The organism is Streptomyces sp. NPDC042336, assembly GCF_055581985.1.
The window spans coordinates 99,546-121,388 of sequence record NZ_JBVJEA010000022.1 but is presented as its reverse complement, the minus strand read 5'-3'; the positions used below and the strand labels follow the sequence as shown (position 1 = coordinate 121,388).

The 21,843-nt window shown below is 71.8% G+C and carries 19 protein-coding genes; 5 read left to right on the top strand and 14 right to left on the bottom strand.

The window, feature by feature from the left end:
- Positions 1-59 precede the first annotated feature (59 nt).
- From ACZ6IM_RS33445 to ACZ6IM_RS33425, 5 genes are all read right to left on the bottom strand, one after another.
- Entirely contained in the window at positions 60-410 is a 351-nt protein-coding gene (locus ACZ6IM_RS33445; protein ID WP_399936873.1) for an ArsR/SmtB family transcription factor, read from the bottom strand.
- Between the two features lie 9 nt (positions 411-419).
- Positions 420-902 carry a MarR family winged helix-turn-helix transcriptional regulator gene (locus ACZ6IM_RS33440; RefSeq protein ID WP_402678293.1) on the bottom strand — a complete coding sequence of 161 codons (483 nt, stop codon included), beginning with the start codon at positions 900-902 and terminating at the stop codon, positions 420-422.
- Positions 903-1,113: 211 nt separating this feature from the next.
- Positions 1,114-1,851, bottom strand: a complete 738-nt coding sequence (locus ACZ6IM_RS33435) for a sigma-70 family RNA polymerase sigma factor (RefSeq protein ID WP_402678292.1) — start codon at positions 1,849-1,851, stop codon at positions 1,114-1,116.
- Between the two features lie 131 nt (positions 1,852-1,982).
- Entirely contained in the window at positions 1,983-4,796 is a 2,814-nt protein-coding gene (locus ACZ6IM_RS33430) for a helix-turn-helix transcriptional regulator (RefSeq protein ID WP_402678291.1), read from the bottom strand.
- A gap of 200 nt (positions 4,797-4,996) precedes the next feature.
- Positions 4,997-5,398, bottom strand: a complete 402-nt coding sequence (locus tag ACZ6IM_RS33425; RefSeq protein ID WP_399936880.1) for a winged helix-turn-helix transcriptional regulator — start codon at positions 5,396-5,398, stop codon at positions 4,997-4,999.
- 112 nt (positions 5,399-5,510) lie between these two features.
- Between ACZ6IM_RS33425 and ACZ6IM_RS33420 the strand changes: the two genes are divergently transcribed.
- Positions 5,511-6,119, top strand: coding sequence for a malonic semialdehyde reductase (locus ACZ6IM_RS33420; protein WP_059296899.1), 609 nt, complete (start codon positions 5,511-5,513; stop codon positions 6,117-6,119).
- Between the two features lie 27 nt (positions 6,120-6,146).
- Here ACZ6IM_RS33420 and ACZ6IM_RS33415 read toward each other — a convergent pair whose 3' ends face one another.
- The 3 genes from ACZ6IM_RS33415 to ACZ6IM_RS33405 form a co-directional block, all read right to left on the bottom strand.
- Positions 6,147-6,977, bottom strand: coding sequence for a helix-turn-helix transcriptional regulator (locus tag ACZ6IM_RS33415; RefSeq protein ID WP_399936884.1), 831 nt, complete (start codon positions 6,975-6,977; stop codon positions 6,147-6,149).
- A gap of 98 nt (positions 6,978-7,075) precedes the next feature.
- Positions 7,076-8,542, bottom strand: coding sequence for an aldehyde dehydrogenase family protein (locus ACZ6IM_RS33410; protein WP_469561808.1), 1,467 nt, complete (start codon positions 8,540-8,542; stop codon positions 7,076-7,078).
- 106 nt (positions 8,543-8,648) lie between these two features.
- Positions 8,649-8,981, bottom strand: coding sequence for a hypothetical protein (locus ACZ6IM_RS33405; RefSeq protein ID WP_399936888.1), 333 nt, complete (start codon positions 8,979-8,981; stop codon positions 8,649-8,651).
- 205 nt (positions 8,982-9,186) lie between these two features.
- Between ACZ6IM_RS33405 and ACZ6IM_RS33400 the strand changes: the two genes are divergently transcribed.
- Positions 9,187-11,928 (top strand): helix-turn-helix transcriptional regulator, encoded by a 2,742-nt coding sequence (locus tag ACZ6IM_RS33400; protein WP_469561805.1) that lies wholly within the window; start codon positions 9,187-9,189, stop codon positions 11,926-11,928.
- Between the two features lie 21 nt (positions 11,929-11,949).
- Here ACZ6IM_RS33400 and ACZ6IM_RS33395 read toward each other — a convergent pair whose 3' ends face one another.
- Positions 11,950-12,693, bottom strand: coding sequence for an SDR family oxidoreductase (locus ACZ6IM_RS33395; protein ID WP_469561802.1), 744 nt, complete (start codon positions 12,691-12,693; stop codon positions 11,950-11,952).
- Between the two features lie 180 nt (positions 12,694-12,873).
- On the opposite strand from ACZ6IM_RS33395, the gene ACZ6IM_RS33390 reads away from it, so the two are divergent.
- Positions 12,874-13,281: an OsmC family protein gene (locus tag ACZ6IM_RS33390; RefSeq protein WP_402678285.1), complete on the top strand. Its 408-nt coding sequence runs from the start codon at positions 12,874-12,876 to the stop codon at positions 13,279-13,281.
- 20 nt (positions 13,282-13,301) lie between these two features.
- On the opposite strand, the gene ACZ6IM_RS33385 is transcribed toward ACZ6IM_RS33390, so the two are convergent.
- From ACZ6IM_RS33385 to ACZ6IM_RS33365, 5 genes are all read right to left on the bottom strand, one after another.
- A complete protein-coding gene (locus ACZ6IM_RS33385; protein WP_469561799.1) occupies positions 13,302-16,073 on the bottom strand; it encodes an ATP-binding protein in 2,772 nt (923 codons plus the stop codon).
- Positions 16,074-16,307: 234 nt separating this feature from the next.
- Positions 16,308-16,649, bottom strand: coding sequence for a hypothetical protein (locus ACZ6IM_RS33380; RefSeq protein ID WP_402678283.1), 342 nt, complete (start codon positions 16,647-16,649; stop codon positions 16,308-16,310).
- A gap of 103 nt (positions 16,650-16,752) precedes the next feature.
- On the bottom strand, positions 16,753-17,472 hold the full coding sequence (locus tag ACZ6IM_RS33375; protein WP_402678282.1) for an alpha/beta fold hydrolase: 720 nt from the start codon (positions 17,470-17,472) through the stop codon (positions 16,753-16,755).
- A gap of 79 nt (positions 17,473-17,551) precedes the next feature.
- A complete protein-coding gene (locus ACZ6IM_RS33370; protein ID WP_059296909.1) occupies positions 17,552-18,502 on the bottom strand; it encodes an alpha/beta hydrolase in 951 nt (316 codons plus the stop codon).
- 100 nt (positions 18,503-18,602) lie between these two features.
- The gene (locus ACZ6IM_RS33365; RefSeq protein ID WP_402678281.1) at positions 18,603-19,391 is read right to left on the bottom strand and encodes a DUF427 domain-containing protein; all 789 of its coding nucleotides are present in this window, start codon (positions 19,389-19,391) and stop codon (positions 18,603-18,605) included.
- Between the two features lie 305 nt (positions 19,392-19,696).
- Here ACZ6IM_RS33365 and ACZ6IM_RS33360 point away from each other — a divergent pair, with 305 nt between their 5' ends.
- A complete protein-coding gene (locus tag ACZ6IM_RS33360; protein ID WP_159324460.1) occupies positions 19,697-20,167 on the top strand; it encodes a carboxymuconolactone decarboxylase family protein in 471 nt (156 codons plus the stop codon).
- Between the two features lie 115 nt (positions 20,168-20,282).
- Entirely contained in the window at positions 20,283-21,818 is a 1,536-nt protein-coding gene (locus ACZ6IM_RS33355; RefSeq protein ID WP_402678280.1) for an MFS transporter, read from the top strand.
- The last annotated feature ends 25 nt before the right edge of the window (positions 21,819-21,843 follow it).

Here is a 21,843-nt window from a genome sequence, read left to right as displayed (position 1 = left end):
TTCATGTCAATTCAGCACGGCTCAAGCGGTTCCCGTGCGGCACGGAGTGCTCTACGCGGTCACGCCTGCTCGTCCCGCTCGATGACGTGCTCTCCGACGCGGTCGGTGCCGGCGGCGGACAGCAGCGCCGGCAGCAGGCCGGGGAAGCGGGTCTCCAGGGCGTCACCTCGCAGCTTCACGAAGCAGCGAGTACCCTCCTGGCGAGTCTGGGTCACGCCCGCCTCACGCAGCATCTTGAGGTGATGACTGAGCGTGGACTTGGCGACGGGAGCACTGAACTGCCCCCACCCTCTCTCGGCGCCGTCGGACAGGATCCGAACGATTCCCAACCGCGTCGGATCGCTGAGCACCCCGAGGAGGCGAGGCAGGGAGATCTCGCTGTCCGCAGGTGACGCGTGGTGGTTCGGCATACGGCCATGCTACCGAACGTTCGGCGCCTGTCGAACATGGGTGCCCGCACCGTCACTCACCCCTCCACGCAGGTAGCGGAGCAGGTCCTTGTCCGTCTCCTCGACGTGGAGCTGGCGCACGACCTCCTCGACCGCCTGCCTCAGCAGGGGAGATCCCAGCCGCAACACGTCGTGCGCGACGGCGGTGAGTTCGATCTCGATGCTCCGGCGGTCGTTGGACGCGGTGTGCGTGGTGATCAGGCCGCGTTCCTGCAAGCGTGTGACCAGGCGGCTGGTGGCGGATTGGCTCAGGCCCGTCCCGTTGGCCAGGTCGCTCAGATAGAGCAGACCGGTACCGGCCGCCACCCCCTCGCTCAGCGTGCGAAGGGCGTAGAACTCGCTCACGCCCAGGCCCAGCTGCCGGTGGAGGTGTCGCTCCATACGGGCTTCGATCCGGCGGTGGACTCGGGTCAGCCTGTTCCACTGTGTGATCAACCTGGCATCGTCGCTCATGGGTGGTGGCCCTCCTGCTGTCCCCGGCGTCCGACTGCTCGATGCCGGGGCGGTCTCCCGGCGTGAGGGCGCGGCAGGTGAGCCGCACCCGCTTGCCCGCACAAGGGAGACAAGACGGAGGCCTCGGATGTGACAACAGGGGGCCGGGCGAGATCCGGTGGCGCGAACTCACCCGCCTCGGCCGGAACGAGCCCTGCTTCGCCTCTAGCCGTCACGCGGCCTGACGGGCCGGGACGTGCGCCGGGTCGGCCGGTCTGCGGGACGGCGGCGCCAAGCGGCGCACCCGCGCCTCGGGGACGAGCAGTCGTACGAGACCGTCGAGGTCGCCGGTGTCGGCGGCGGTCCGGAACGCGGTGACGAGACGGCGGTGCGACTCGGTGGGGATCGACCGCTCGCGCTGGCTGCCGAGACGGGCCTGGGCGCGGTGGACCACCACGCGTGCGTTCGGGGCGCTGATCCGCAGCAGCTTCGCCAGCTCCGTATAGGTGTAGTCGAAGCCCTTGCGCAACACGTAGGCGGCCAGCCGGTCCGGCGTCAGCCTGGCCATGAGGAGGGCCAGGGCCGACTCGATCGCCGCGGTCCGCTCGGCGCAGAGCATGGGGTCGTCGGACGAGGCGAGGTCACCGAGGTCGGCGAAACGCGGTTCGGACGGCGTCTCATGCCGGCGCCGCCCCGACTGGATGACGTTGATGGCCAGGCGGGTCGTGGTCGTGGTCAGGAAGGCGACCGGGTTCTTGACCTCCGCGCGGTCGGTGAGCTGCCAGCGCACCCACGCCTCCTGGACCACGTCCTCGGCTCCCGCGGCGTCCCCGACGATCCGTTGGGCGATGCGGAACAGTCGGTTCCGTTGGGCCAGGAAAACGTGGAGGGCGGTGTCCAGGTCACCCTCGGCAGGCCGGGCGGCCGGGGTGCCGGCCGACGTGGTGGTCTCCGGGCTGGGCGCGGACATCGGGACTCCTTCGGGTGAACGGACGCCCCTTCAGGGGCGATGGGTCCACCCTCCGTCCGCGGCACCCCCCGTCGCGCCCTTGTTGTCCGTAGTCGAGTCCGTGGGGCCCCGGGGGGCCAGGGCCTACGGACTCAGCCGGCACGCACCAGGCCCTCGTCGTCCCGGTCCGTGGGCGGGGTGCTCGCCAGGGCACCGGGCAGCGCGCGGCGGGAATTGATCCCGAGCTTCGTGTACACCTTCCGCAGGTGCCACTCCACGGTGTGCGGGCTGATGAACAGCTCCGCGCCGATCTTCGCGTTCGTCATGCCGTCGGCGGCGAGCGTGGCCACCTGTGATTCCTGGGGGGTGAGCGCGCTGGTCACCGTGGTCTCCCGTGCCCTGACGTGCTCCCCGGTGGCGAGCAGCTCGCGGCGGGCCCGCTCCGCGAAGGCGTGCGCCCGCATGCCGTCGAACATCTCGTGAGCCTTACGCAGGTGCTCGCGGGCCAGCGCTCGCTGGTGGGTACGGCGCAGCCACTCGCCGTACAGCAGGTGGCTACGGGCCACCTCCACGGTCACCCCGCCTCGCCCGAACTCCACGATCGCCGTACGGTACAGGCGGTCGGCCTCGTCGCCGTCGGCGAGCAGGGCCTGACTACGCGCACTGGCGCCGCGGGCCCAGCCTGAGTCGGCCGCGCGGGTGAGATCCATCAGCCGCTCCAACGAGGCCCTGGCCTGGTCCAGCTCACCGCACCGGGTGGCGGCCTCGACGTGCTCGATCAAGGACAGACCGACGAAGTTGAACCCGTCGTGCTCGATGGCGGTACGCGCGGCCTCCAGGGCCTCCTCGTACCGTGCCAGACCGTTGTACAGCACTCCCTGGACGTAGCCCATGGTGCCCAGCAGGGACACCTCGCCCCGTTGGTCGGCCCGCTGCCGGGACTCCTCGATGATCCCGGAGGCGACGTCCGCCTCACCCCGCCAGGCGGCCAGGACCAGCGACGCGTACTTGTGCGGCGCGTGTCCGGTCGCGGCGGCCAGAGCGTCGGCCTCGTCGATCATCCTGGCCGCCTCGGCGAAGTCGCCGTAGTGGATGTGCACTCCGCCGGCGTAGATGAGGGCCGGGGGCAGTGCGCCGAGCGCGCCGATGTCGCGGGCCAGGCGCACCGCGCGATTGGACAGCGTGTCCCACGCGTGCAGGTCCCAGGCGTAGTGGATGAACGCCTCCAGCGCCACCGGTACGAGCATGAGCCAGCGCACGGTGGCCTCCCGTGTGCGCAGTTCTTCGGTGGCCAGCAGTTCCAGGGCGCCGCGCAGCGCCGGCACACCGGTCTCGTAACCGTCCGTGAGGAGCGCGGCCACACCGTCCAGCAGCAGGTCGGCAGCCCCGGAGCCGGAAGGGGGTGCGCCGGACGCCCGGGCGGCGATCGCGGCGGCGCGGGCCCCGGCGGGGCCGTGCACGCGGCCCGCGAAGATGGTGGCACTGATCGCCTCCAGGTACGTCTCCCGCGCCAGCGGCGAACCGGCGGCGGTGAACTGCGCCGCCGCGTCCAGGAGCAGGGGCGCCGCCTCGTCGCTGCGGCTGCGGGCGAAGAGGATCCTGGCCCGCAGCCGCGCCAGGCGAGCGCGGTCCAGCGGGCTCAGGGGGCACAGTTCGGCCACTGTGGCCAGCTCCGTGGCCCGGTCGGGCGCCGCGGCCGAGAAGTGCGCCTCCGCTGCCGCCAGGGCGCGGCGCCCACGTGGCCGGCGGTCCGGTGTCACCTCGGCCGCGCGTTCCAGCAGTACCGCCTCGGCCGCGATTCCGCCGCGTTGCCGGGCGCGGTCGGCCGCGCGTTCCAGTCCCGCGGCGACCTCCTCGTCCGGTCCGTCCGCGGCCTGGGCGGCGTGCCAGGCGCGCCGGTCGGGGTCCAGGACCGGGTCCGTGGCGGCGGCCAGGGCGCGGTGCACCGACCGGCGTGCTTCGGGTGCGGCTTGGTGGTAGACCGCCGAACGGACCAGTGGGTGCCGGAAGCGGATGGACTCGCCCAGCTCGATCAGACCGGCGACCTTGGCCGGAGCGGCGAAGGGGGTGATCTTGAGCATGGCGGCCGCGCGGGCGAGCAGCCGGGCGTCACCGACCGGTTCCGCCGCGGCGATCAGCAGCAGCGTCCGCGTCGCCTCCGGCAGCGACCCGAGCCGCTGGGCGAAGTCCCGCTCGATCCGGCTCGCGACCGGGCCCTGGACGATCGGGTGGCCGGACGAGTCCAGGCCGTAAGCCAGTTCGGCGGCACTGCGGCCTCGGGAGAATTCCAGCAGAGCGAGCGGATTGCCGTGCATCTCGGCCACGAATCGGTCCCGGATCCGCTTCTCCAGTCGCCCGCCGACGGCGGTTTCCAGGAGCTCCCCGGCGGCGGTGGCGTCGAGGCCGCCGATGCGCAGGGCCGGCAGACCGGTCAGTGCGTCCTGTCCTTCGGGGTCGCGCACCGCGAACACCATCGCGACCGCCTCCGCGAGCAGTCTCCTCGCGACGAACTCCAGCGTCTGCAGGGAGACCTGGTCCAGCCACTGCGCGTCGTCGATCAGGACGAGCACCGGCTGCGCCTCCGAGGCACGGGTGAGCAGCGTGAGCACGGCGAGACCGACCAGGAAACGGTCGGGCGGATCACCGGCCGCCATGCCGAACGCCACGCGCAGGGCTTCCCGTTGGGGTGCAGGCAGGTCGTCCAGCTCGTCGAGGAACGGCGCGCACAGTTGGTGCAGGCTCGCGTAGGGCAGCTCCATGTCCGCCTCGATGCCCTGCGCCCGGGTCACCTTCGTCCGGGAGGCCTGCGCGGCCAGGTACTCCAGCAGGACCGTCTTCCCGATGCCCGCTTCGCCGCGGATCACCAGCACCCGGGACCCGTCTTCACGCAGGCCTGCCAGCAGATCGTCGAGTGCCTCGCACTCGCGGTGCCGGCCGACCAGGTCCGGAAGCGGGCTGGCGATCATGCGCGTGGCTCCTCAGGTGCTCCGGGGACGGCGAACTCCCGCATCGAATGCCGGGAACAATCCCTTTCACAATACCGGCAGCACAGAGCACACCTTGTGTCCAGACCTTGTGACACACTCCACATGAGAGATGCCGCCAAGGTTGTCACACGGGACCCCGCAAGCCGGTCGGCTCCTCGTACGACCGAGACGGCGACGGTCTAACCACGGCCGCCGCGCCGGGCGGCCGGCGTGTCCGGAAGGTGCCGGGACGCCCATCCGGCGAGCTCACTGAGGATGGGCATCAGAGCCGTCCCGTCCGGAGTGAGGCGGTAGCGCACCGTGACGGGCGGGCCGGGCTCCACCTCGCGGTACGCGAGACCGGCGGCGGACAGCTCGGAAAGCCGTTCTGAGAGGACCGAGTCACTGATGCCCTCCACCGCGCGCCGCAACTCGGCGAAGCCCAGGGGTCCGTGCTGGAGGGTGGCCAGGATGACGCCGTTCCACCGCTTGCCGAGAAAGCTGAACGCCTTGCTCAGCGCACCGTCACAAGCCGCCGGATGGTGCTGTCCCGCCTCCGCGCCGTCCGCGTCGACCGATCGAGTGCCCTTCGCCTTCTCCATGCCCTCAGGGTAACCGGGTGCTACTCTGCCGAAGGTCGCTCTGTTTTTCCTAGCAACCAGCATTACAGTAGTTACTCCCCAATGACGAGCACAACGAGCCAGGAGTATCCCCATGTCCGTTTCCGGACCCCTCCCCCGCATTCCCGCCGAGGCCGGCGCCGCGCTCTTCACCGACGCCCGCACCGCGTACTCCTTCGCCGACACGCCGGTCGACGACGCGACGCTGACCAGCATCTGGGAGCTCGCCCGCTGGGCACCGACCGCCGCGAACACCCAGCCGCTGCGCGTCCTGTACGTCCGTACGGCCGAGGGCAAGGAGCGCCTGCTGCCGCACCTCGACGAGGGCAACCGTCCGAAGTCGGCCTCGGCGCCCGTCGTCGCGGTCCTCGCCGTGGACCACCGGTTCCACGAGCACCTCCCGCACGTCCTGCCCATCCGCCCGGAGATGAAGGAGTACTTCGAGGGCGAGCCCGCCCAGCGTGAGGCCATCACCTCGTTCAACGGACCGCTTCAGGCCGGATACTTCATCCTCGCCGTCCGCGCCCTCGGCCTGGCCGCGGGTCCGATGGCCGGCTTCGACCCGGCCGGGATCGACAAGGAGTTCTTCGCCGACAGCGACTGGCACTCCCTCCTCGTCGTCAACATCGGCCACCCGGCCGGACCTCCGGCGTTCGACCGCATGCCGCGGCTGGCCCACGAGCACGCTCTCGACTGGGCCTGACCCCCTGTAGGCGTGAGAGCCGCACCGTCAGGAGACCGGCAGCAGGGACAGCAGCCGGAGGTTGGTGTGGCTCTCCGTCCCGGGTGTCGCGGTGTAGACCACGAGCCGCTGGCCGTGGTCGGGATCGATCAGCGTCTGGCAGTGCAGTTCGAGTGTTCCGACCTGTGGGTGCACGAAGCGCTTGGAGGCGCAGTACGGTCCCAGCACGGGGCGTTGCCGCCACAGGCCGGCGAACTCGGGACTCTCCCGGTTCAGCGCGTCCACGAGCGCGGCGGCATCGGAGTCGTCTCCGCCGTGGGAGTAGGCACTGTGGAGGTCGGCCACCATGAGACGGCTCTGCTCGGCGTGATCGCTCGCGGCGTGGACCAGACGGGCGGCAGGGTCGGTGAACCAGCGGTAGTGGGAACTGCGGGCCAGTCCCGTGTAGGCCGTCTCGTCACCCAGCAGGGCCACCGCGGGACGTGTCTGGCTCAGTGTCTCGCCCAGGTGGTTCATCACCTGGGCGGGAGTGTCCTCCAGCCGGTCCAGGATGCGCATCATCCCGGGGGCGACGTGATCGCCGCGTCGTGCACGGCGCGGCAGGGCGTGACCGGCGAGCTGGAAGAGGAGGTCGCGTTCCTCCAGCGACAGGCGCAGGCCGCGGGCCATCGCGGTGAGCATCTGCTCCGAGGGGTGCGGGCCCCTCGGCTGCTCCAGCCGGCTGTAGTAGTCCACCGACATGTCGCACAGGGCCGCGACTTCCTCCCGGCGCAGCCCTCCGGTACGCCTGCGGCGGCCGCGGGGCAACCCGACGTCCTCGGGCTGCAGAGCCTCGCGGCGTGCCCGCAGGAAAGCGGCCAGCGCCGCGCGGTCTGCCATGGTCGTCCTTTCGGTGGATCAACGAGGTGAACGTCGTATCCGGGGTGCGCCATTCCCGGCGAACGGTGTGTTGTGCGCGGACACGGTGGCGCGGTGCGTCAGCGTGTGATCGCCTTGGTCTCCAGGAACTCCTCGAGGCCCGCACGGCCCATCTCCCGGCCGTTGCCGGACTGCTTGTATCCGCCGAACGGTGCCTGGAAGTTGTGCGGGCCGCCGTTGACGTCGACCTGGCCGACACGCAGGCGCATGGCGATCGCCATGGCATGGTCCTCGTCCCCGGTCACCGCGGCGTTGAGGCCGTAGACCGTGCCGTTGGCGATCTCGACGGCGTGATCGTCGTCGGTGTAGGGGATGACGACGAGGATGGGGCCGAAGATCTCCTCCTGGGCGATGACCGATTCAGGTGCGACGTCGGAGAAGATCGTGGGCCTGACGTAGGCACCGGTCTCGAACCCCTCGGGCCGGCCGGGGCCGCCCGTCACGAGGGTGGCGCCGTCGGCGATGCCGCGCTTGATGTAGTCGTCGACGCGTCGGCGCTGGGTCTCCGAGGCGAGTGGTCCGATCCGCGTGGCCTCGGTGGCCGGATCACCGACCACGTACTCCTGGGCGGCGGTCCGGAGCCTGTCGACGACGGTCGCCTGAAGGTCCTCGGGCACGAGCATGCGCACGTAGGCACCGCAGGCCTGGCCGGCGTTGGCCCAGGCGAGGCCGAGTCCGCGGGTGACGGCGGAGTCGAGGTCGGCCTCGGGGAGGATGATGTGGGCCGCCTTGCCGCCCAGTTCGAGTGCGACCCGCTTCACCGTGACGGAGGCGGCGCTGGAGACGCTCTTGCCGGCGCGGGTGGATCCGGTGAAGGAGATCATGTCGATCTTCGGGTGGCGGGACAGGGCCTCACCGACGACCGGGCCGGTTCCCTGCACCACGTTGAACACACCGTTCGGCAGCCCGGCCTCCGTGGCGATCTCCGCGAACATCCGGGCACTGAGGGGAGACATCTCCGAGGGCTTGAGGACGACACTGTTGCCCGCCAGCATCGCCGGGACCACCTTCGTCACCAACTGCTGCAGCGGGAAGTTCCACGGGGTGATGGCACCCACCACTCCGATGGGCTCGCGGACGACGAGCGAGTTCTCGACCGTCTCCGTCCACTCGAACTGCTCGACCGCGGCGATCGCGGCCAGGGTGGACGCGACCGGGAATCCGACCTGCGCCTGCCGGGAGAAGGCGATGGGAGCGCCCATCTCCAGGGTGATGGTGGCCGCCAGCTCCTCGCTCCGCTTCTGCAGGCCGTCGGCCAGGCGTCGCATGACGTCCGCACGGTGCCGCGGGGACGTCGAGGCCCATCCGGGGAAGGCGGCGACCGCGGCGTCGACGGCAATGTTCACGTCGTCGGCGGTGGCCTCGTGGAGGTGGGCGATGACCGATTCGTCGGCGGGGTTCACCACGTCGATCAACGGTCCGGAGCCGGTGACGGCACGGCCGTCGATCCAGTGGGAAGGAGTCGGAAAGGGCATCCTGGGGCTTTCGTTCATGTCACCCAGCGAACACCGCGCGGTGCGGGACATCCATGCCCTCCCGGACCCATGATCCGGGTCACAGGAGCGTGCGCGCCTGGCACTGCCGTGGGACGTCGCGGCCGTGGCGCGAGGCGCCGCCCGACGCTCCGGGCCCTCACCACGAGGACGCGGCCCACCGGTCGCCGGGGCCCTCCAGGCGCGTGCGCCCGAGGGCGTCCAGCGTGATCCTGCGGACCTCCAGCTCCTCCGCCGTGACGGACCCACCGCCCCGCGCCTGCCTCTCCTGAGCACTGTTGGCACGCGCCAGGGCGACGCGCACCGCTCGGGAGACGTCACCCGCCTCGCCCACCACGTAGTACATCCAGACCACGCGGGAAGCGGTGGATCGGAACGGCACGCCGATCAGCCACTTGCCGGGCTGTGCGCACCCGTGGGCCCCTGTCTCCGTGGTGCCCGAAGGGCTGGAACGGTCCATCGCGGTCAGCATGTGAGGTCCTCTCCTCTCGGCTCGCGATGCCGGGCCGAAGGGGTCCGGCGCCGGGACACCGGCGCGAGTGGGCGGGAAAGCGTTCTGCCCTCTTGATGAGACGGCTCGCCGTTCTGTGACAGCCGCCGCCGAATACGGCCGCGGCAGCCGCCCCCTGCCCCGGCCGCACGCCGTGTTGTTATGCTCACCGCGTGTGGGGGGCTGCGTGAGCGGGGACGGTCCGGAGCGGCTGCGTGGCCGGCGCCGTGAGTACGACGTGCTGGACGGGCTGGTCTCGGAGGTGGAGGCAGGCCGCAGCGCGGTGCTGGTTCTGCGCGGCGACGCCGGTATCGGGAAGTCCGCCCTCATGGATCATCTCGCGGCACGCGTCACGGCACACCGGGTCGCCCGTGGAGCGGGTGCCGAGTCGGAGATGGAGCTTCCGTTCGCGGGACTGCACCAGTTGTGCGCGCCCTTCCTCGGGCACGTCGGCTCCCTCCCGCCGCCGCAGGCGGAAGCGCTGGCCACGGCGTTCGGGGTGAGCGCGGGGCCGCCCCCGGACCGGTTCCTGGTCGGTCTGGCCGTGCTCGGGCTGCTGACCGACGTGGCCGCCCGGCGACCGCTGTTCTGCCTCGTGGACGACGCCCAGTGGCTCGACCGGGTCTCCGCGCAGACGCTGGCGTTCGTGGCGCGAAGGATGCTCGCCGAACCGCTGGCTCTGGTCTTCGCCACCCGTGAGCAGCGGGGACGCGACGACCTGGCCGGCCTGCCCGAGCTGACGCTGCACGGGCTGGACGACACCGACGCCCGCGCGCTGCTGGACGCGGGCGCCGAAGGCCCGATGGACGAGCGGATCCGCGACCGCGTCCTCGCCGAGGCCCGCGGCAATCCCCTCGCGCTGCTGGAACTCCCCCACGGCCGCGTCGACGCGGAAGCGGTGGAGGGGTCCGCTCCGCACGGTCCCGGAAAGGTGACCGGCCGTATCGAGCGGAGCTACCTCGCGCGGGTCCGCGCGCTTCCGGAGCCGACGCAGCGCCTGCTGCTGACGGCCGCCGCCGAGCCGGTCGGTGACGTGTCGCTGCTCAAGAGCGCCGTCGAGCGACTGGGCATCGATCCGGACGCGGTGGAACCGGCGGTTTCGGCGGGGCTGCTCGACGTCGGCACGCTGGTGCGTTTCCGGCATCCGCTGCTGCGCTCCGCGGTCTACCGGTCGGCCGGGCTCGCGGAGCTGCGGGAGGTGCACCGCGTGCTGGCCGAAGCGACGGACCCCGGCCTCGACCCCGACCGGCGTGCCTGGCACCTCGCGCGGGCCACGGTCCGGCCGGACGAGGCCATCGCCGCGGAGCTGGAGTCGTCGGCCGGACGGGCGCGGGCACGGGGCGGCACCGCCGCGGCGGCCGCGTTCCTCGCCCACGCTGCCGTCCTGACGCCGCACCCGCGGCGCAAGGCCACGCGTGCCCTCGCCGCGGCTCAGGCGAAGCTGCGCGCCGGTGCGCCCGCCGCCGCGCGCGACCTGCTGGAGCTGGCACGGGCCGGCACGCTCGACGAACTCGGCCGGGCCCGTGCCGATCTCGTCGAGGCCCGCATCTCCTTCGCCTCCAGCCGCGTGGACGAAGCGCTCCCCAGGCTGTTGGCCACCGCGCGCCACATGGTCCCGCTCGATGTGGGCCTGGCCCGCGAGACCTTCCTGGACACCCTGTCGGCCGCCATGTTCGCCGGGCGCCTCGCGTCCGAAGCGCACGTACGCGAGGTGGCGGCGGCCGCGCGCGGGACGGCCCCGCCCCGCACGGGAACGCCGCGCAGCGCCGATCTGCTGCTGGACGCCCTCACCACCCGTTTCCTCGACGGGTATCGCGACGCGGTCGCCGTCTCGCGCGACGCGGTACGCGCATTCCGCCGGGAGACCGAGCCCGACGAGGTACTGCGCTGGTCGTGGGCGGCTTCGGCACTGGCGGCCGAGATGTGGGACCACGAGAGCTGGACGGAACTGGTCACCCGCCATGTGCGCACCGCCCGTGCCGTCGGGGCGCTGACCGAGTTGCCGCTGGCGCTCAATTCGCGGGTGGTCGTCCACACGACCGCCGGTGAACTGGACGCGGCGGCGCTGCTCATCGCGGAGACCGGCCGGGTCCAGGAGTCGGTCGGCAGCGGCTTCTCGCCGTACGGCACGATGACGCTCGCCGCCTGGCAGGGGCGCGCGAGCGAAGCCGCACCGTTGATCAAGGCCGGCACGGAGGAGGCCCTCGGCCGCGGTGAGGGCATCGGGGTGGCCGTCGCGTGCCGGGCCCAGGCCGTGCTCCTCAACGGCCTGGGCAGGTACGAGGAGGCGCTGGAAGCCGCCCGTCGGGCGAGCGCGCACCCGCAGGACATGGTCGCGGCCGGCTGGGGCCTGGTCGAGCTGGTGGAGGCCGGGGCGCGCAGCGGCCGGCTCGACGTGGCCGAGGCGGCACTGGTCCGGCTGACCCGGGACACGGACGCCGCCGCAACGGACTGGGCGCTGGGCGTCCAGCTGCGTTGCCGCGCCCTGCTCAGTGACGGAACGGCTGCCGACGAGCTGTACCGGGCGGCGATCGAGCGACTTGGCCGCACCCAGGCAGCCATGGAGACGGCCCGGGCACGGCTGCTGTACGGGGAGTGGCTGCGGCGGGAGGGCCGCCGCGCCGACGCCCGTGCGCAGTTGCGGACGGCCCACGCCCTGTTCACCCGGTTCGGCGCGCAGGCGTTCGCCGAGCGCGCCGTCCGCGAACTGCGGGCCACCGGCGAGACGGTGGCCCGCCGCGACGCCGCCGCCGTGGCGGCGCTCACGCCTCAGGAGAGCCAGATCGCGCGCCTGGCCCGGGACGGGCTCACCAACTCCGAGATCGGCGCCCAGTTGTTCCTGAGCCCGCACACCGTGGAATGGCATCTGCGTAAGGTGTACGCCAAGTTGGGCATCAGCTCGCGGCGCCTCCTGAGCACGGTCCTGTGAGCGGCGCCGCCTGACCGGGTGTCAGGCAGCCCGGAGGGACGCGAGATGGGCCTCGAACGTCCGGCGTCCGCGCAGGTACTCCCCGCGTGGCAGCAGACCGCCCGAGGTCATGGCCTTGCCGACCTTGCCCGGGAGCGTCACCGGCACGACGAGGCGGCGTCGGCCCCGCGCACGCGCGATGCGACGCGCCATGTCGACCATGTCCAGCTGGTCGGGCCCCGCGATCTCGGGTGCCATCCCCGCCGGCTCCGCGACGGCGTGTCCGACGAGCGTCTGGGCGACGTCCTGGGCGGCGACGGGCCGGGTCAGCATCCTCGGCACCATGACCACGGGTGACACGCTGTTCAGCAGCGGTTCCGGGAACTCGAAGAACTGCGTGGCCCGCACCACCGTCCACGGCACGCCTCCGTCGCGGACCAGTTCCTCCTGGGCGCGCTTGCCGAAGTAGTACCCGAAGTCGACCTCGTCGCTGCCGACGATCGACAGGGTGACCAGATGCGCGACCCCGCCGGTGCGCGCGGCGGCGATCAGGTGGCCGGTCGTCCGGGAGAAGAAGTCGACGGCGGTCTTCCTTCTCGTGGTGACGATGTTCGCCACGTCGATCACCGCGTCGCTGCCGGACAGTTTCTCGGCCAGACCCGCGCCGGTGGTGAGGTCCACACCGTGCGAACGGGCGAGGACCACTGGTGTGTGCCCGGCGGCTCGCAACTCGGCGACTACGTACTTGCCCACCAGACCGGTTCCTCCGGCCACCGCCACCCGCATGTGCTGCCTCTTCCCGCCGACATGGTCCGTGCGCTACACCCTGGTGACAGGACACCCGCCCCGTCTGTGACACCCCCTCACCGGCCGCACTGTCACACACGCCCGCGCCGCTCGGTCACTGCGGAAGAGGGACCTGTCGGACCCCGCCCGGTCCCCGTACCTCGGCCGAGAGGAAAACCCATGATCACGCGCATCGTGACCGTCGCCGAAGGCGCACGGCTCACCCGTTCCGTCTCGATCGGCACGCACCACCTGACCGCCGACGAGCCCGAGCCCGTCGGCGCCGACGAGGGCCCCACCCCGGGCGAGCTGCTGCTGGCCGCCCTGGGGTCCTGCACTTCCATGGCCGTGCGGGCTCTGGCGGACCGGCACAACTGGCCACTGGAGCGGATCGACGTGGCCGTGCGGTTCGGGAAGCAGGGTGACATCGTCAAGAACGTCGGGCTGACCGGCGACCTGGAGCCCGCTCAGCGGGAGCAGTTGCTGGCGGCGGCCGGGCGCTGTCCCGTCCACCGCCTGCTGGCCCGGGAGGCGAACATCCTCACCGTGCCCGCCCTGCTGGCGGAACCCGAGGCGTCGCACGTCTGAGCGGGCCTTCGCCGGGCGGGTCAGGGCGCGGTCGCCATCGCCTCCAACCGCACCGAGCCGATCTCCTTGCGGGAAGAGACACCGAGTTTCGCGAAGACCTTGCGCAGGTGCCATTCGACCGTGTGCGGGCTGAGGAAGAGCCGCGCGCCGATCTCCGGATTGGTGAAGCCTCCCTGCACGAGCCGGGCGATCTCCACCTCCTTCGCGGTGAGGACCGCGGTCTCCGCCGTGGCGCGACCGCGCACCGTCACGCCGACGGCCTTCAACTCACGTCGGGCGCGCTCCGCGAACGCCTCCGCCCCGGCGGCTTCGAGCATCTCGTATGCCTCGCCCAGCCGGGTACGCGCCTGCGCACGTCGCCGTTCCAGGCGCAGCCACACACCGTGCCGAAGCCGCGCGCGGGCGCTGTCCATCCGGACCCCGGCCGTGTCGAGCCGCTCGATCGCTTCCCGGTGCAGGGCATCGGCCGTCTCGCCCTCGCTCACCAGGGCACGCGCGGCGGCGCAGGTACCGAGCGCCCAGGGGGTCCCGCTGACCTGGGCCATCTCCTCGATCGTGCGTACTGCTTCGGCGGCCCGCTCGGTACGCCCGAGGCGCACGGCTGCTTCGACGAGTTCGACCCGGGACTGGAGGGACAGGCCCAGCTCCTGCGGGTTCTCGCAGCCCCGCTCGGCCGCGGCGTAGGCCTCCTCGTACCTGCCGAGGCCGTTGTAGAGGACGGCGGCGGCCCATTGGGTGGCCGTCGTCACCTTGCCCTCCCCGCGCAGGAGGCGGTCCTGGGTAAGCGTCTCGATCGCTTGCCGGGTGGCCGACTCCCGCCCTTTGAAGGGCTCCAAAACGAGTGCGCCGTAGTGGGCGAGGATGCTGCTGTCCGTGGCTTCGCCGATCGCACTCGCCTCCACGGTCAGGGAGGCGGCCCCGCGCAGGTCGCCGGCGAACACCCGGTTCGACAGGCGCAGCAGAAGGGCCGAGGGCAGCACGGCGAGCGCTCCGTTGGCGCGGGCCAGGTCGACCAACCGCGCCGACAGCTCGGACCAGGCTGCGAAGTCCCAGGTGTTGTGTGCCATGCGGCACGCGAACGGCAGCCAGCCCAGGCCCTCCTCCCGGGAGAGTTCTCCCTCCCGGAACGCCGCCACGGCGTCCAGGAGGATCGGCGCGCCCACTGCGTAGCCCTCGGTCACCACCCGGGCGAGACCGGTCAGGAGGCGGGTCTCCCGGCTCTCGGTGCCGGTGTGGCCCGGCGTGCTGAGCACCGCCTCGGCGACGTCACGGACCCCGCCCGTGGCGAGTCGGCCCGCGGTCAGGGCCGCGTAGATCGCGTCCCGGTACGTCTGGTCGGCGAGTGCGGAGTCGAACGGCTGGAGCCTCTTCGCCGCTTCGAGCAGCAGCGGCAGCCCGGCGCTGGCGCTCTTGGCCGCCGACATGATCTGCCCGCGCAGCAAGGTCGCGCGTCCGGCTCCGACCTCGTCGAGCGGGCCCAGCTCCGCCGCGTCGACCAGTTCCCGCGCGGTGTCGAAGGCGCCCGCCTGGTACTTCGCCTCCGCCGCGGCCAGTGCCCTGGCTCCGCGGCGCACCGGATCGGGGGTCAGCTCGGCGGCTCGGTCCAGGAAGGCCGCCGCGGCGGCGACACCACCGCGGGAGTGCGCTCGCCCGGCGGAGCCCTCCAGTTCGGCGGCGACGTTCTCGTCCGGGCCCGTCGCGGCACTGGCGAGGTGCCAGACACGGCGTTCGGGATAGAGGGTGGCGTCGATGGAGTCGGCCAGGGCCGCGTGCACACTACGGCGTTCCTCGAAGCCGACGGCGCGGTACGCCGCGGAGCGCACCAGTGGGTGGCGGAAGCGGACCCAGGTGCCGAGGGTCATCAGGCCTGACGCCTCGGCCTCGGTCGCGGCGTGGTCCACATCGATGCCGAGGCGTTCGGCGGCGCTCCGCAGCAGGGACACATCACCGACCGGTTCGGTGGCGGCGATGAGCAGCAATTGCTGCGCCTGCGCGGAGAGGGACCGGATGCGGCGGAGGAAACCCGCCTCGATCTGGCTGGACAGGGGACGGCTCTCCGGTACGCCGAATCCTCCGGCCAACTCGAGGAGGGTCAGGCCGCGCGGCAGCTCCACCAGGGCCAGCGGGTTGCCGCGCGTCTCGGCGACGATGCGGTCGCGTACCCGCTGGTCGAGCGGGCCGGTGACGACCGAGTCGAGGAGTTCGCGGGAATCGCGCTCACCGAGTCCGCGCACGGCCAGCTCCGGAAGGTCTGCGAGCACCTCGCGGGAGCCGGACTCGCGGACGGCCAGGACCAGCAGGACGGGTTCGGCGAGCAGCCGTCGGGCGACGAACTCCAGCGTCTGGGCCGAGACGCGGTCCAGCCACTGCGCGTCGTCGACCGTGCACAGCAACGGCTGGTCGCCGACGGCGGCGGCGAACAGGCTCAACGTGGCCAGGCCGACCAGGAACCGGTCGGGAGCATCACCGACCTGCATTCCGAAGGCCGTGCGCAGGGCGTTGCGCTGTGGCTCGGGGAGACCGTCCAGGTGGGAGAGCAGAGGTGCGCAGAGCTGGTGCAGCCCGGCGTAGGAGAGCTCCATCTCGGACTGCACGCCGGCCGCTCTGACGACGCGGCACCCGGTGGCCCGGTCGCGGAGGTGGTTCAGCAGCTCGGTCTTGCCGATGCCCGCCTCACCGCGCACCACCAGCACTCCGCTGCGGCCCGCTCTGGCCTGGGCGAGGAGGTCGTCGAGGATCTTGCACTCGTCCTGCCGCCCGATGAGCTCGGTCCGTACGCCGTCCCTCACCATGGCAGCCTCCCGGCTGTCACGATACCCCGGCGTTTCACTTTCCGTAGAGCTGTCTCAAAATGATTGCCCAGGTTCACGCGCAGGTGCTCGGGATCCGGGGGTCCGACGCCCCCGCCTGCGCCTGCCTATGCCTCCTTCCGCGCGCTCGTCCTCCCTACCTCGCCTTCCGGCCGGGCCCCCTGGCCGGAAGCCGCCGCTACGGATCCTGCGGTGACCTGGTGCCGCTTCGGTGGATCAGGTCATCGATCCCACGACGACCGCCGTGCACACGAAGATGGTCAGGCCGATCGCGGTCATGGCGATCAGCGTGCCGCGCAGCCAGCGGCCGAACCGGAGGCGATTCGCCGCCTCGGCCGCGCCGATGCGTTCCGCGATGTGCTCGGTCACCATGCGGGCGACGTACTTCTGTTCCTCCAGATACCACCGCTCCAGGTCCATCCTCTGCCCGTGGGTCAGCCCGTCGGCCTTCGCCGTGAAGGCGGACACCCGCCGACGAGCGGCGCTGAGGTGCGCCTCGCGGTACAGAAACGCCTGTAGGTCGGCCAGCCCGCGAGCGGCCTGTTTGCTCGTGTTCATGAGGTACTCCCGTGTCACTCCGGTCGGGACGTGACGCGGCGCCGCGGCGGGCGCTGTGCCGGTGGGCCGCCGCCGGTACTCCCTGGGGCGGCCCACCCGCCGCTCAGCCGGTCGCCTGCGCCGCCTCGTTGATCAGCCGGGCGACATCGCCCGGACGCGACACGCTGACCGCGTGGGAAGCGGTGACGTGCACCACCGTGGCCTTCGCGCGCTCGGCCATGTACGTCTGCACCTGGGCCGGGATGTTGCGGTCGTCCGCGGCCACGAGGACCCAGGACGGAATGTCCTTCCACGCCGGCGCCGAGGCGCCCTCCGCCAGCGCGACGTCGGCCACGGGCCGCTGGGTGGCCGCCATGACCGCCGTGGTCTCCTCCGGGACGTCAGCGGCGAACTGCTGGTGGAACCTGCTCTGCTCGATGTAGAGGTCCGCGGCCCGGCTGCCGTCGGGGAGCGTGACCGGCACCGGGCGGAGCGTCTCCCCGAGGGTGCTGCCCGGGAACTTGCCGGACAGGTCGACCGCGCTCTCGCCTTCGTCCGGCAGGAACGCCGCGACGAACACGAGAGCCTTGACGTGGTCGAGCCCCGTCGCGGCGTTGCTGATGACCGAGCCGCCGTAGGAGTGCCCGGCGAGGACCACGGGCCCGTCGATGGACTCCAGGAGCTGCCTGACGTACGCGCTGTCCTCGGTCAGCCCGCGCAGCGGATTGCTCGCGGCCACCACCGGGTAGTCGTGCGACCGGAGCCTGGCGACGACGCCGTTCCAGCTGGACGAGTCCGCGAACGCGCCGTGCACGAGGACTACGGTCGGTTTCTGTGCACTCATGAGAGTGGCCTTTCGTTGAGCCGGCTCCCCACGCGCGTCATCGGGCGCACCAAGGGCCGGAAGTGCCGTGCGAAGCGGATCAGTCGGTGCCGAGGGCCTTGCGCAGCACGTGGATCGCCTGCTCGATCGCCGCGGTGGAGGCCTGCGTTCCGCGGACCGGGTTGAGCATCATGAAGTCGTGCAGGGTGGCGTTGTAGCGGACGGTCGTGGTCGGCACCCCGGCCTGGATCAGCTTGCGGGCGTACGCCTCGCCCTCGTCGCGCAGCACGTCGTTCTCGTCGACCGCGACGAACGCCGGAGGCAGCCCCTGGAGGTCCTCCAGGGTGGCTCGCAGCGGCGAGGCCGTGATCTGGTCCCGCTCCGCCGGATCGGGGGCGTAGGCGTTCCAGAACCACTCCATGGCCTTCGCGGTCAGGTGCGGTCCGTGCGCGAAGACGCGGTAGCTCTCCGTGTCCTGCCCGGCGTCGGTGACGGGGTAGTAGAGGGACTGGTGCAGGAAGGTCACGTCGCCGCGCCGCTTGGCCATGTGAGTGAGGGCTGCGGTCATGTTGCCGCCGACGGAGTCGCCGGCGACGACCATGCGGGAGCCGTCCAGGCCCTCATCGGCGCCCTTGGTGGTGACCCACTGGGCGGTGGCGTAGGCCTGCTCGATGGCGACGGGGTACTGCGCCTCCGGAGAGCGGTCGTACTCGACGAAGACCACGGCCGCCTCCGCGCCCACGGTCAGCTCCCGCACCAGGCGGTCGTGGGTGCCGGCGTTTCCGAGGATCCAGCCGCCGCCGTGCACGTAGAGGATCACAGGCAGCACGCCGGTGGTGCCGACGGGCTTGAGGATGCGCACCCGCACGTCACCGACCTCGGCGGGCACGGTGATCCACTTCTCGTCCACGTCCGGCTTCTCCACCGGACCGGACTGGACGTCGTCGAGCAGCTTGCGGGCTCCCTCGACACCGAGTTCGTACAGCAACGGCGGCTTGGCGGTGGCGTCGGCGAAATCCTGCGCGGCGGGCTCGAGAACGATGTCGCTCATGGTCACTCCTTGCGGTGATGAGGCTTTTGGATGGCTTTCCACCTCATGAGACCGTGTGAGGAGTCGATGTGTGACGCTTCGGGCCCGCACAACGCTTCGGCTAGTCGGAGGCCACCCGGGTGGGATCCACCGGCTTCGGCAGCAGGAAGCCGTCGACGTACAGATCGACGTGCTCGTTGTAGAACGCGGTCAGTCCGGCGATGCGGTTGGCGTGGATGGTCGGGAAGTCGTACGTCCAAGCGATGTCCTCGTGGGCGCCGGTGTCGCCGTCGAACGACCAGTAGTCGCTCGTCGTTCCCTTGTAGGGGCACCGGGTCACCGTGTCTGAGTGCCGCAGCCGGGTCCAGTCGATGTTCATGGGGTCGAGGTAGTAGCGGGTCGGCAGACCGGTCTCGAACAGCTTCACGCAGCCGGAGGCTTCCGCCAGTACGACGCCGTCCAGCTCGACCCGGACGGTGCTGCGCGAACGCAGCGCATCCACGCGCGAGTACGGGCTCCGCGGATGGACGAAGACCGGCTCGTCCTCCTCGAACCAGGCGTCCAGCGCCTCCCATTCGAAGCGCACCGTGTCGCGCAGGGCTTCGGGGGATCCCTCGCCCCAGACCCACGCCGCTCCCGCACGGACCTCCGGGCCGACCCGCAGGGTGTGGCGGTGAGCGGGCCCGGCACCGAGCTGTTCGGTGTGCTTGTCGTCGTCGAGCACACCCTCCGCCAAGTCCTCGATCGGGATGCTGAACTGCGGGTACGCCTGCCACTCCCAGACGTACAGCGCGCGGCGGGTGTCGAAGACGACGCGGCCGCCGACCATGCCCCGGATGCGGCGGGGAACGGGTTCGACGTGTCCGATCGGGACGATGAGACTCGGGTGCAGGACGCTCTCGGTAGCCATGGTGATCACCTTGGGTTCGCTGAGGGATGGTGCGCTCGCCGTACCCGGGGCCCGGGAGGGCGGCGCCGACTCGGGCCGACGGGCCTGGTCCACCGGTTCGATGCTATCGCCCGCGCCCTGCGAGCACACCGAATGCGGCCCGCGATGCGCTTTTCTTCACACCGTGTGCCCTGAGGTGTGTAGGCCTGCGGACTCCGAGACCGGGGAACGGAAGGTGGCGCGCATGCGGGCGGATTCGGTTGTCACAGAACGCGCGGGCACCCGGTCAATGGTCCGTAACCGTTCCACCCTTGAGGAGATACGTCATGGACGCGCGCATCAACTACTTCGGCAACGCACTCGCGGGCAAGGTCATGAAGCACCTGAACTCGGCCGGAGCGGCGGTCCAGGCTGCACTGCCGGTCGCCACCCAGGAACTGGTGAAGATCCGGGCCAGCCAGATCAACGGCTGCGGCTTCTGCACGGACATGCACACCAAGGACGCCGCCGCGGCGGGCGAGGACCAGCAGCGACTGAACCTGGTCGCCGTGTGGCGCGAGGCCACGGTCTTCTCGGACGCCGAGCGCGCCGCCCTCGCGGTGACCGAGCAGGGGACCCGCATCGCGGACGCCTCCGGCGGTGTCTCGGACGAGGTGTGGGCCGAGGCCGCGAAGCACTACGACGAGGACCAGCTCGCCGCGCTGATCTCGCTGATCGCCGTCATCAACGCCTACAACCGCATCAACGTCATCAACCAGCAGCCCGCGGGCGGTTACAAGCCCGGCATGTTCGGCTGACGCAGCCTCTCCGGCCGCGCGGCAGCTCGGCCGGACGCGTGCCGTCCGTCGCCTGCTCACCCCGACCCCCGAGCAGGCGACGGACCGCTCGGGCCACGCCACCCCAGGACTCGACATGAATCGCTCCCCCGCTCCCGAGAGCACCGCTCCCCTCCGCATCGCCGGCGCCCGTGGGCGGTGGACCCTGCTGGCCACCGTCCTGGGCTCGGGCGTCGTACTGCTCGGCTCGACCGTCACCAACATCGCGCTCCCGCGCATCGGCCAGGACTTCGACGCCGATCTCGGCGTCCTCCAGTGGACGGTGAACGCCTACATGCTGACCCTGGCGGGACTCATCCTGCTGGGCGGTTCCCTGGGCGACCGGTTCGGGCGGCGTCGCATCTTCGTCCTGGGCCTGGTGTGGTTCGCGGTCGCGTCGCTGCTGTGCGCCCTGGCTCCGGACACCACCACGCTCATCGCCGCCCGGGCCCTGCAGGGTGTCGGGGGTGCGCTGCTCACGCCCGGTTCACTGGCGATCATCGAGGCCTCCTTCCATCCGGACGACCGGCCGCGCGCGATCGGCCTGTGGTCCGGCTTCGGCGGCATCGGCGCCGCTCTGGGGCCGTTCGTGGGCGGGTGGCTGGTGGACGGGCCCGGCTGGCGCTGGACCTTCGTGCTGAGCGCCGTCCCGGCGCTGCTGTGCGTCCCCGTCGCCCTGCGCCATGTTCCGGAGTCCGTGGGCGCACGGCGCAAGGAAGCGGTCGCCACGGCCGGCGCGGGAGCCCGGCGCGGGGTCGGCTTCGACGTCCCGGGCGCCGCCCTGGGAGCCCTGGCCCTGGCGCTGGTCACCTACGCGCTGACGGAGGCGCGCGACGGCGGGACCGTGGCCGTCGCCGCGGCCGTCGGCGGTGTCGTCGCGGGGGCCGCGTTCCTCCGCGTCGAACGACGCAGCGGCGACCCCATGATGCCGCTGGCGATCTTCTCGTCCCGGCAGTTCAGCGCGGTCAACGTGATCACCCTGTGCGTCTACGCCGGGACGGGCGGGTTCTTCTTCCTCACCGCGCTGCAGTTGCAGATCGTCGTCGGGTACTCGGCGTTGGCCGCCGGGGCGGCGATGCTGCCGAACACCGTGCTGATGCTGCTGTTCTCGTCCCACGCCGGGATGCTTGCCCAGCGGCTGGGGCCGCGGGCCCCGCTCACCGTCGGCCCGCTGGTGTGCGGAGCGGGGATGCTGCTGATGCTGCGGGTCGGTCCGGGCGCGTCCTACGTCCATGACGTCCTCCCGGCCCTCCTGGTGATGGGCGCCGGCATGGTCGTCATGGTCGCCCCCCTGACCGTGACCCTGCTCGCCTCGGTGGACGCCTCGAACGCCGGGCTGGCCAGCGGCATCAACAACGCCGCGGCCCGGGCGGCGGGGCTGGTGTCCGTCGCGGCGCTCCCGCTGCTGGTCGGGATGGGACCGGAGGCCTACCGGTCGGACGCGGCCTTCGACGCCTCGTTCGGGCGGGCCATGCCGCTGTGCGCGGTCCTGCTCGCCGTCGGGGCGGCGGTCGCTTTCGGCACGCTGCGGCGGTCCGTCACCGTCCCTGGTCCGGCGCTCGGGCACTCCCACGGCTGCCTGACGGAACCACCGCTGGTGTCCCGCTTCGCCCATCATCAAGCCGTCGAATGACAACCGGCGCCCCGCGCAGCGCCGG

Excerpts from the sequence above, each read along its gene's own strand:
- ACZ6IM_RS33420 (WP_059296899.1), top strand. The coding sequence starts at position 5,511 with ATGTCCGTTTCCGGACCCCTCCCCCGCATTCCCGCCGAGGCCGGCGCC.
- ACZ6IM_RS33440 (WP_402678293.1), bottom strand. The coding sequence starts at position 902 with ATGAGCGACGATGCCAGGTTGATCACACAGTGGAACAGGCTGACCCGA.
- ACZ6IM_RS33395 (WP_469561802.1), bottom strand. The coding sequence starts at position 12,693 with ATGCGGGTGGCGGTGGCCGGAGGAACCGGTCTGGTGGGCAAGTACGTA.
- ACZ6IM_RS33430 (WP_402678291.1), bottom strand. The coding sequence starts at position 4,796 with ATGATCGCCAGCCCGCTTCCGGACCTGGTCGGCCGGCACCGCGAGTGC.
- ACZ6IM_RS33435 (WP_402678292.1), bottom strand. The coding sequence starts at position 1,851 with ATGTCCGCGCCCAGCCCGGAGACCACCACGTCGGCCGGCACCCCGGCC.
- ACZ6IM_RS33375 (WP_402678282.1), bottom strand. The coding sequence starts at position 17,472 with ATGAGTGCACAGAAACCGACCGTAGTCCTCGTGCACGGCGCGTTCGCG.
- ACZ6IM_RS33355 (WP_402678280.1), top strand. The coding sequence starts at position 20,283 with ATGAATCGCTCCCCCGCTCCCGAGAGCACCGCTCCCCTCCGCATCGCC.
- ACZ6IM_RS33365 (WP_402678281.1), bottom strand. The coding sequence starts at position 19,391 with ATGGCTACCGAGAGCGTCCTGCACCCGAGTCTCATCGTCCCGATCGGA.
- ACZ6IM_RS33390 (WP_402678285.1), top strand. The coding sequence starts at position 12,874 with ATGATCACGCGCATCGTGACCGTCGCCGAAGGCGCACGGCTCACCCGT.
- ACZ6IM_RS33410 (WP_469561808.1), bottom strand. The coding sequence starts at position 8,542 with ATGTCCCGCACCGCGCGGTGTTCGCTGGGTGACATGAACGAAAGCCCC.
- ACZ6IM_RS33370 (WP_059296909.1), bottom strand. The coding sequence starts at position 18,502 with ATGAGCGACATCGTTCTCGAGCCCGCCGCGCAGGATTTCGCCGACGCC.
- ACZ6IM_RS33385 (WP_469561799.1), bottom strand. The coding sequence starts at position 16,073 with ATGGTGAGGGACGGCGTACGGACCGAGCTCATCGGGCGGCAGGACGAG.
- ACZ6IM_RS33380 (WP_402678283.1), bottom strand. The coding sequence starts at position 16,649 with ATGAACACGAGCAAACAGGCCGCTCGCGGGCTGGCCGACCTACAGGCG.
- ACZ6IM_RS33415 (WP_399936884.1), bottom strand. The coding sequence starts at position 6,977 with ATGGCAGACCGCGCGGCGCTGGCCGCTTTCCTGCGGGCACGCCGCGAG.
- ACZ6IM_RS33405 (WP_399936888.1), bottom strand. The coding sequence starts at position 8,981 with ATGCTGACCGCGATGGACCGTTCCAGCCCTTCGGGCACCACGGAGACA.
- ACZ6IM_RS33425 (WP_399936880.1), bottom strand. The coding sequence starts at position 5,398 with ATGGAGAAGGCGAAGGGCACTCGATCGGTCGACGCGGACGGCGCGGAG.
- ACZ6IM_RS33360 (WP_159324460.1), top strand. The coding sequence starts at position 19,697 with ATGGACGCGCGCATCAACTACTTCGGCAACGCACTCGCGGGCAAGGTC.
- ACZ6IM_RS33445 (WP_399936873.1), bottom strand. The coding sequence starts at position 410 with ATGCCGAACCACCACGCGTCACCTGCGGACAGCGAGATCTCCCTGCCT.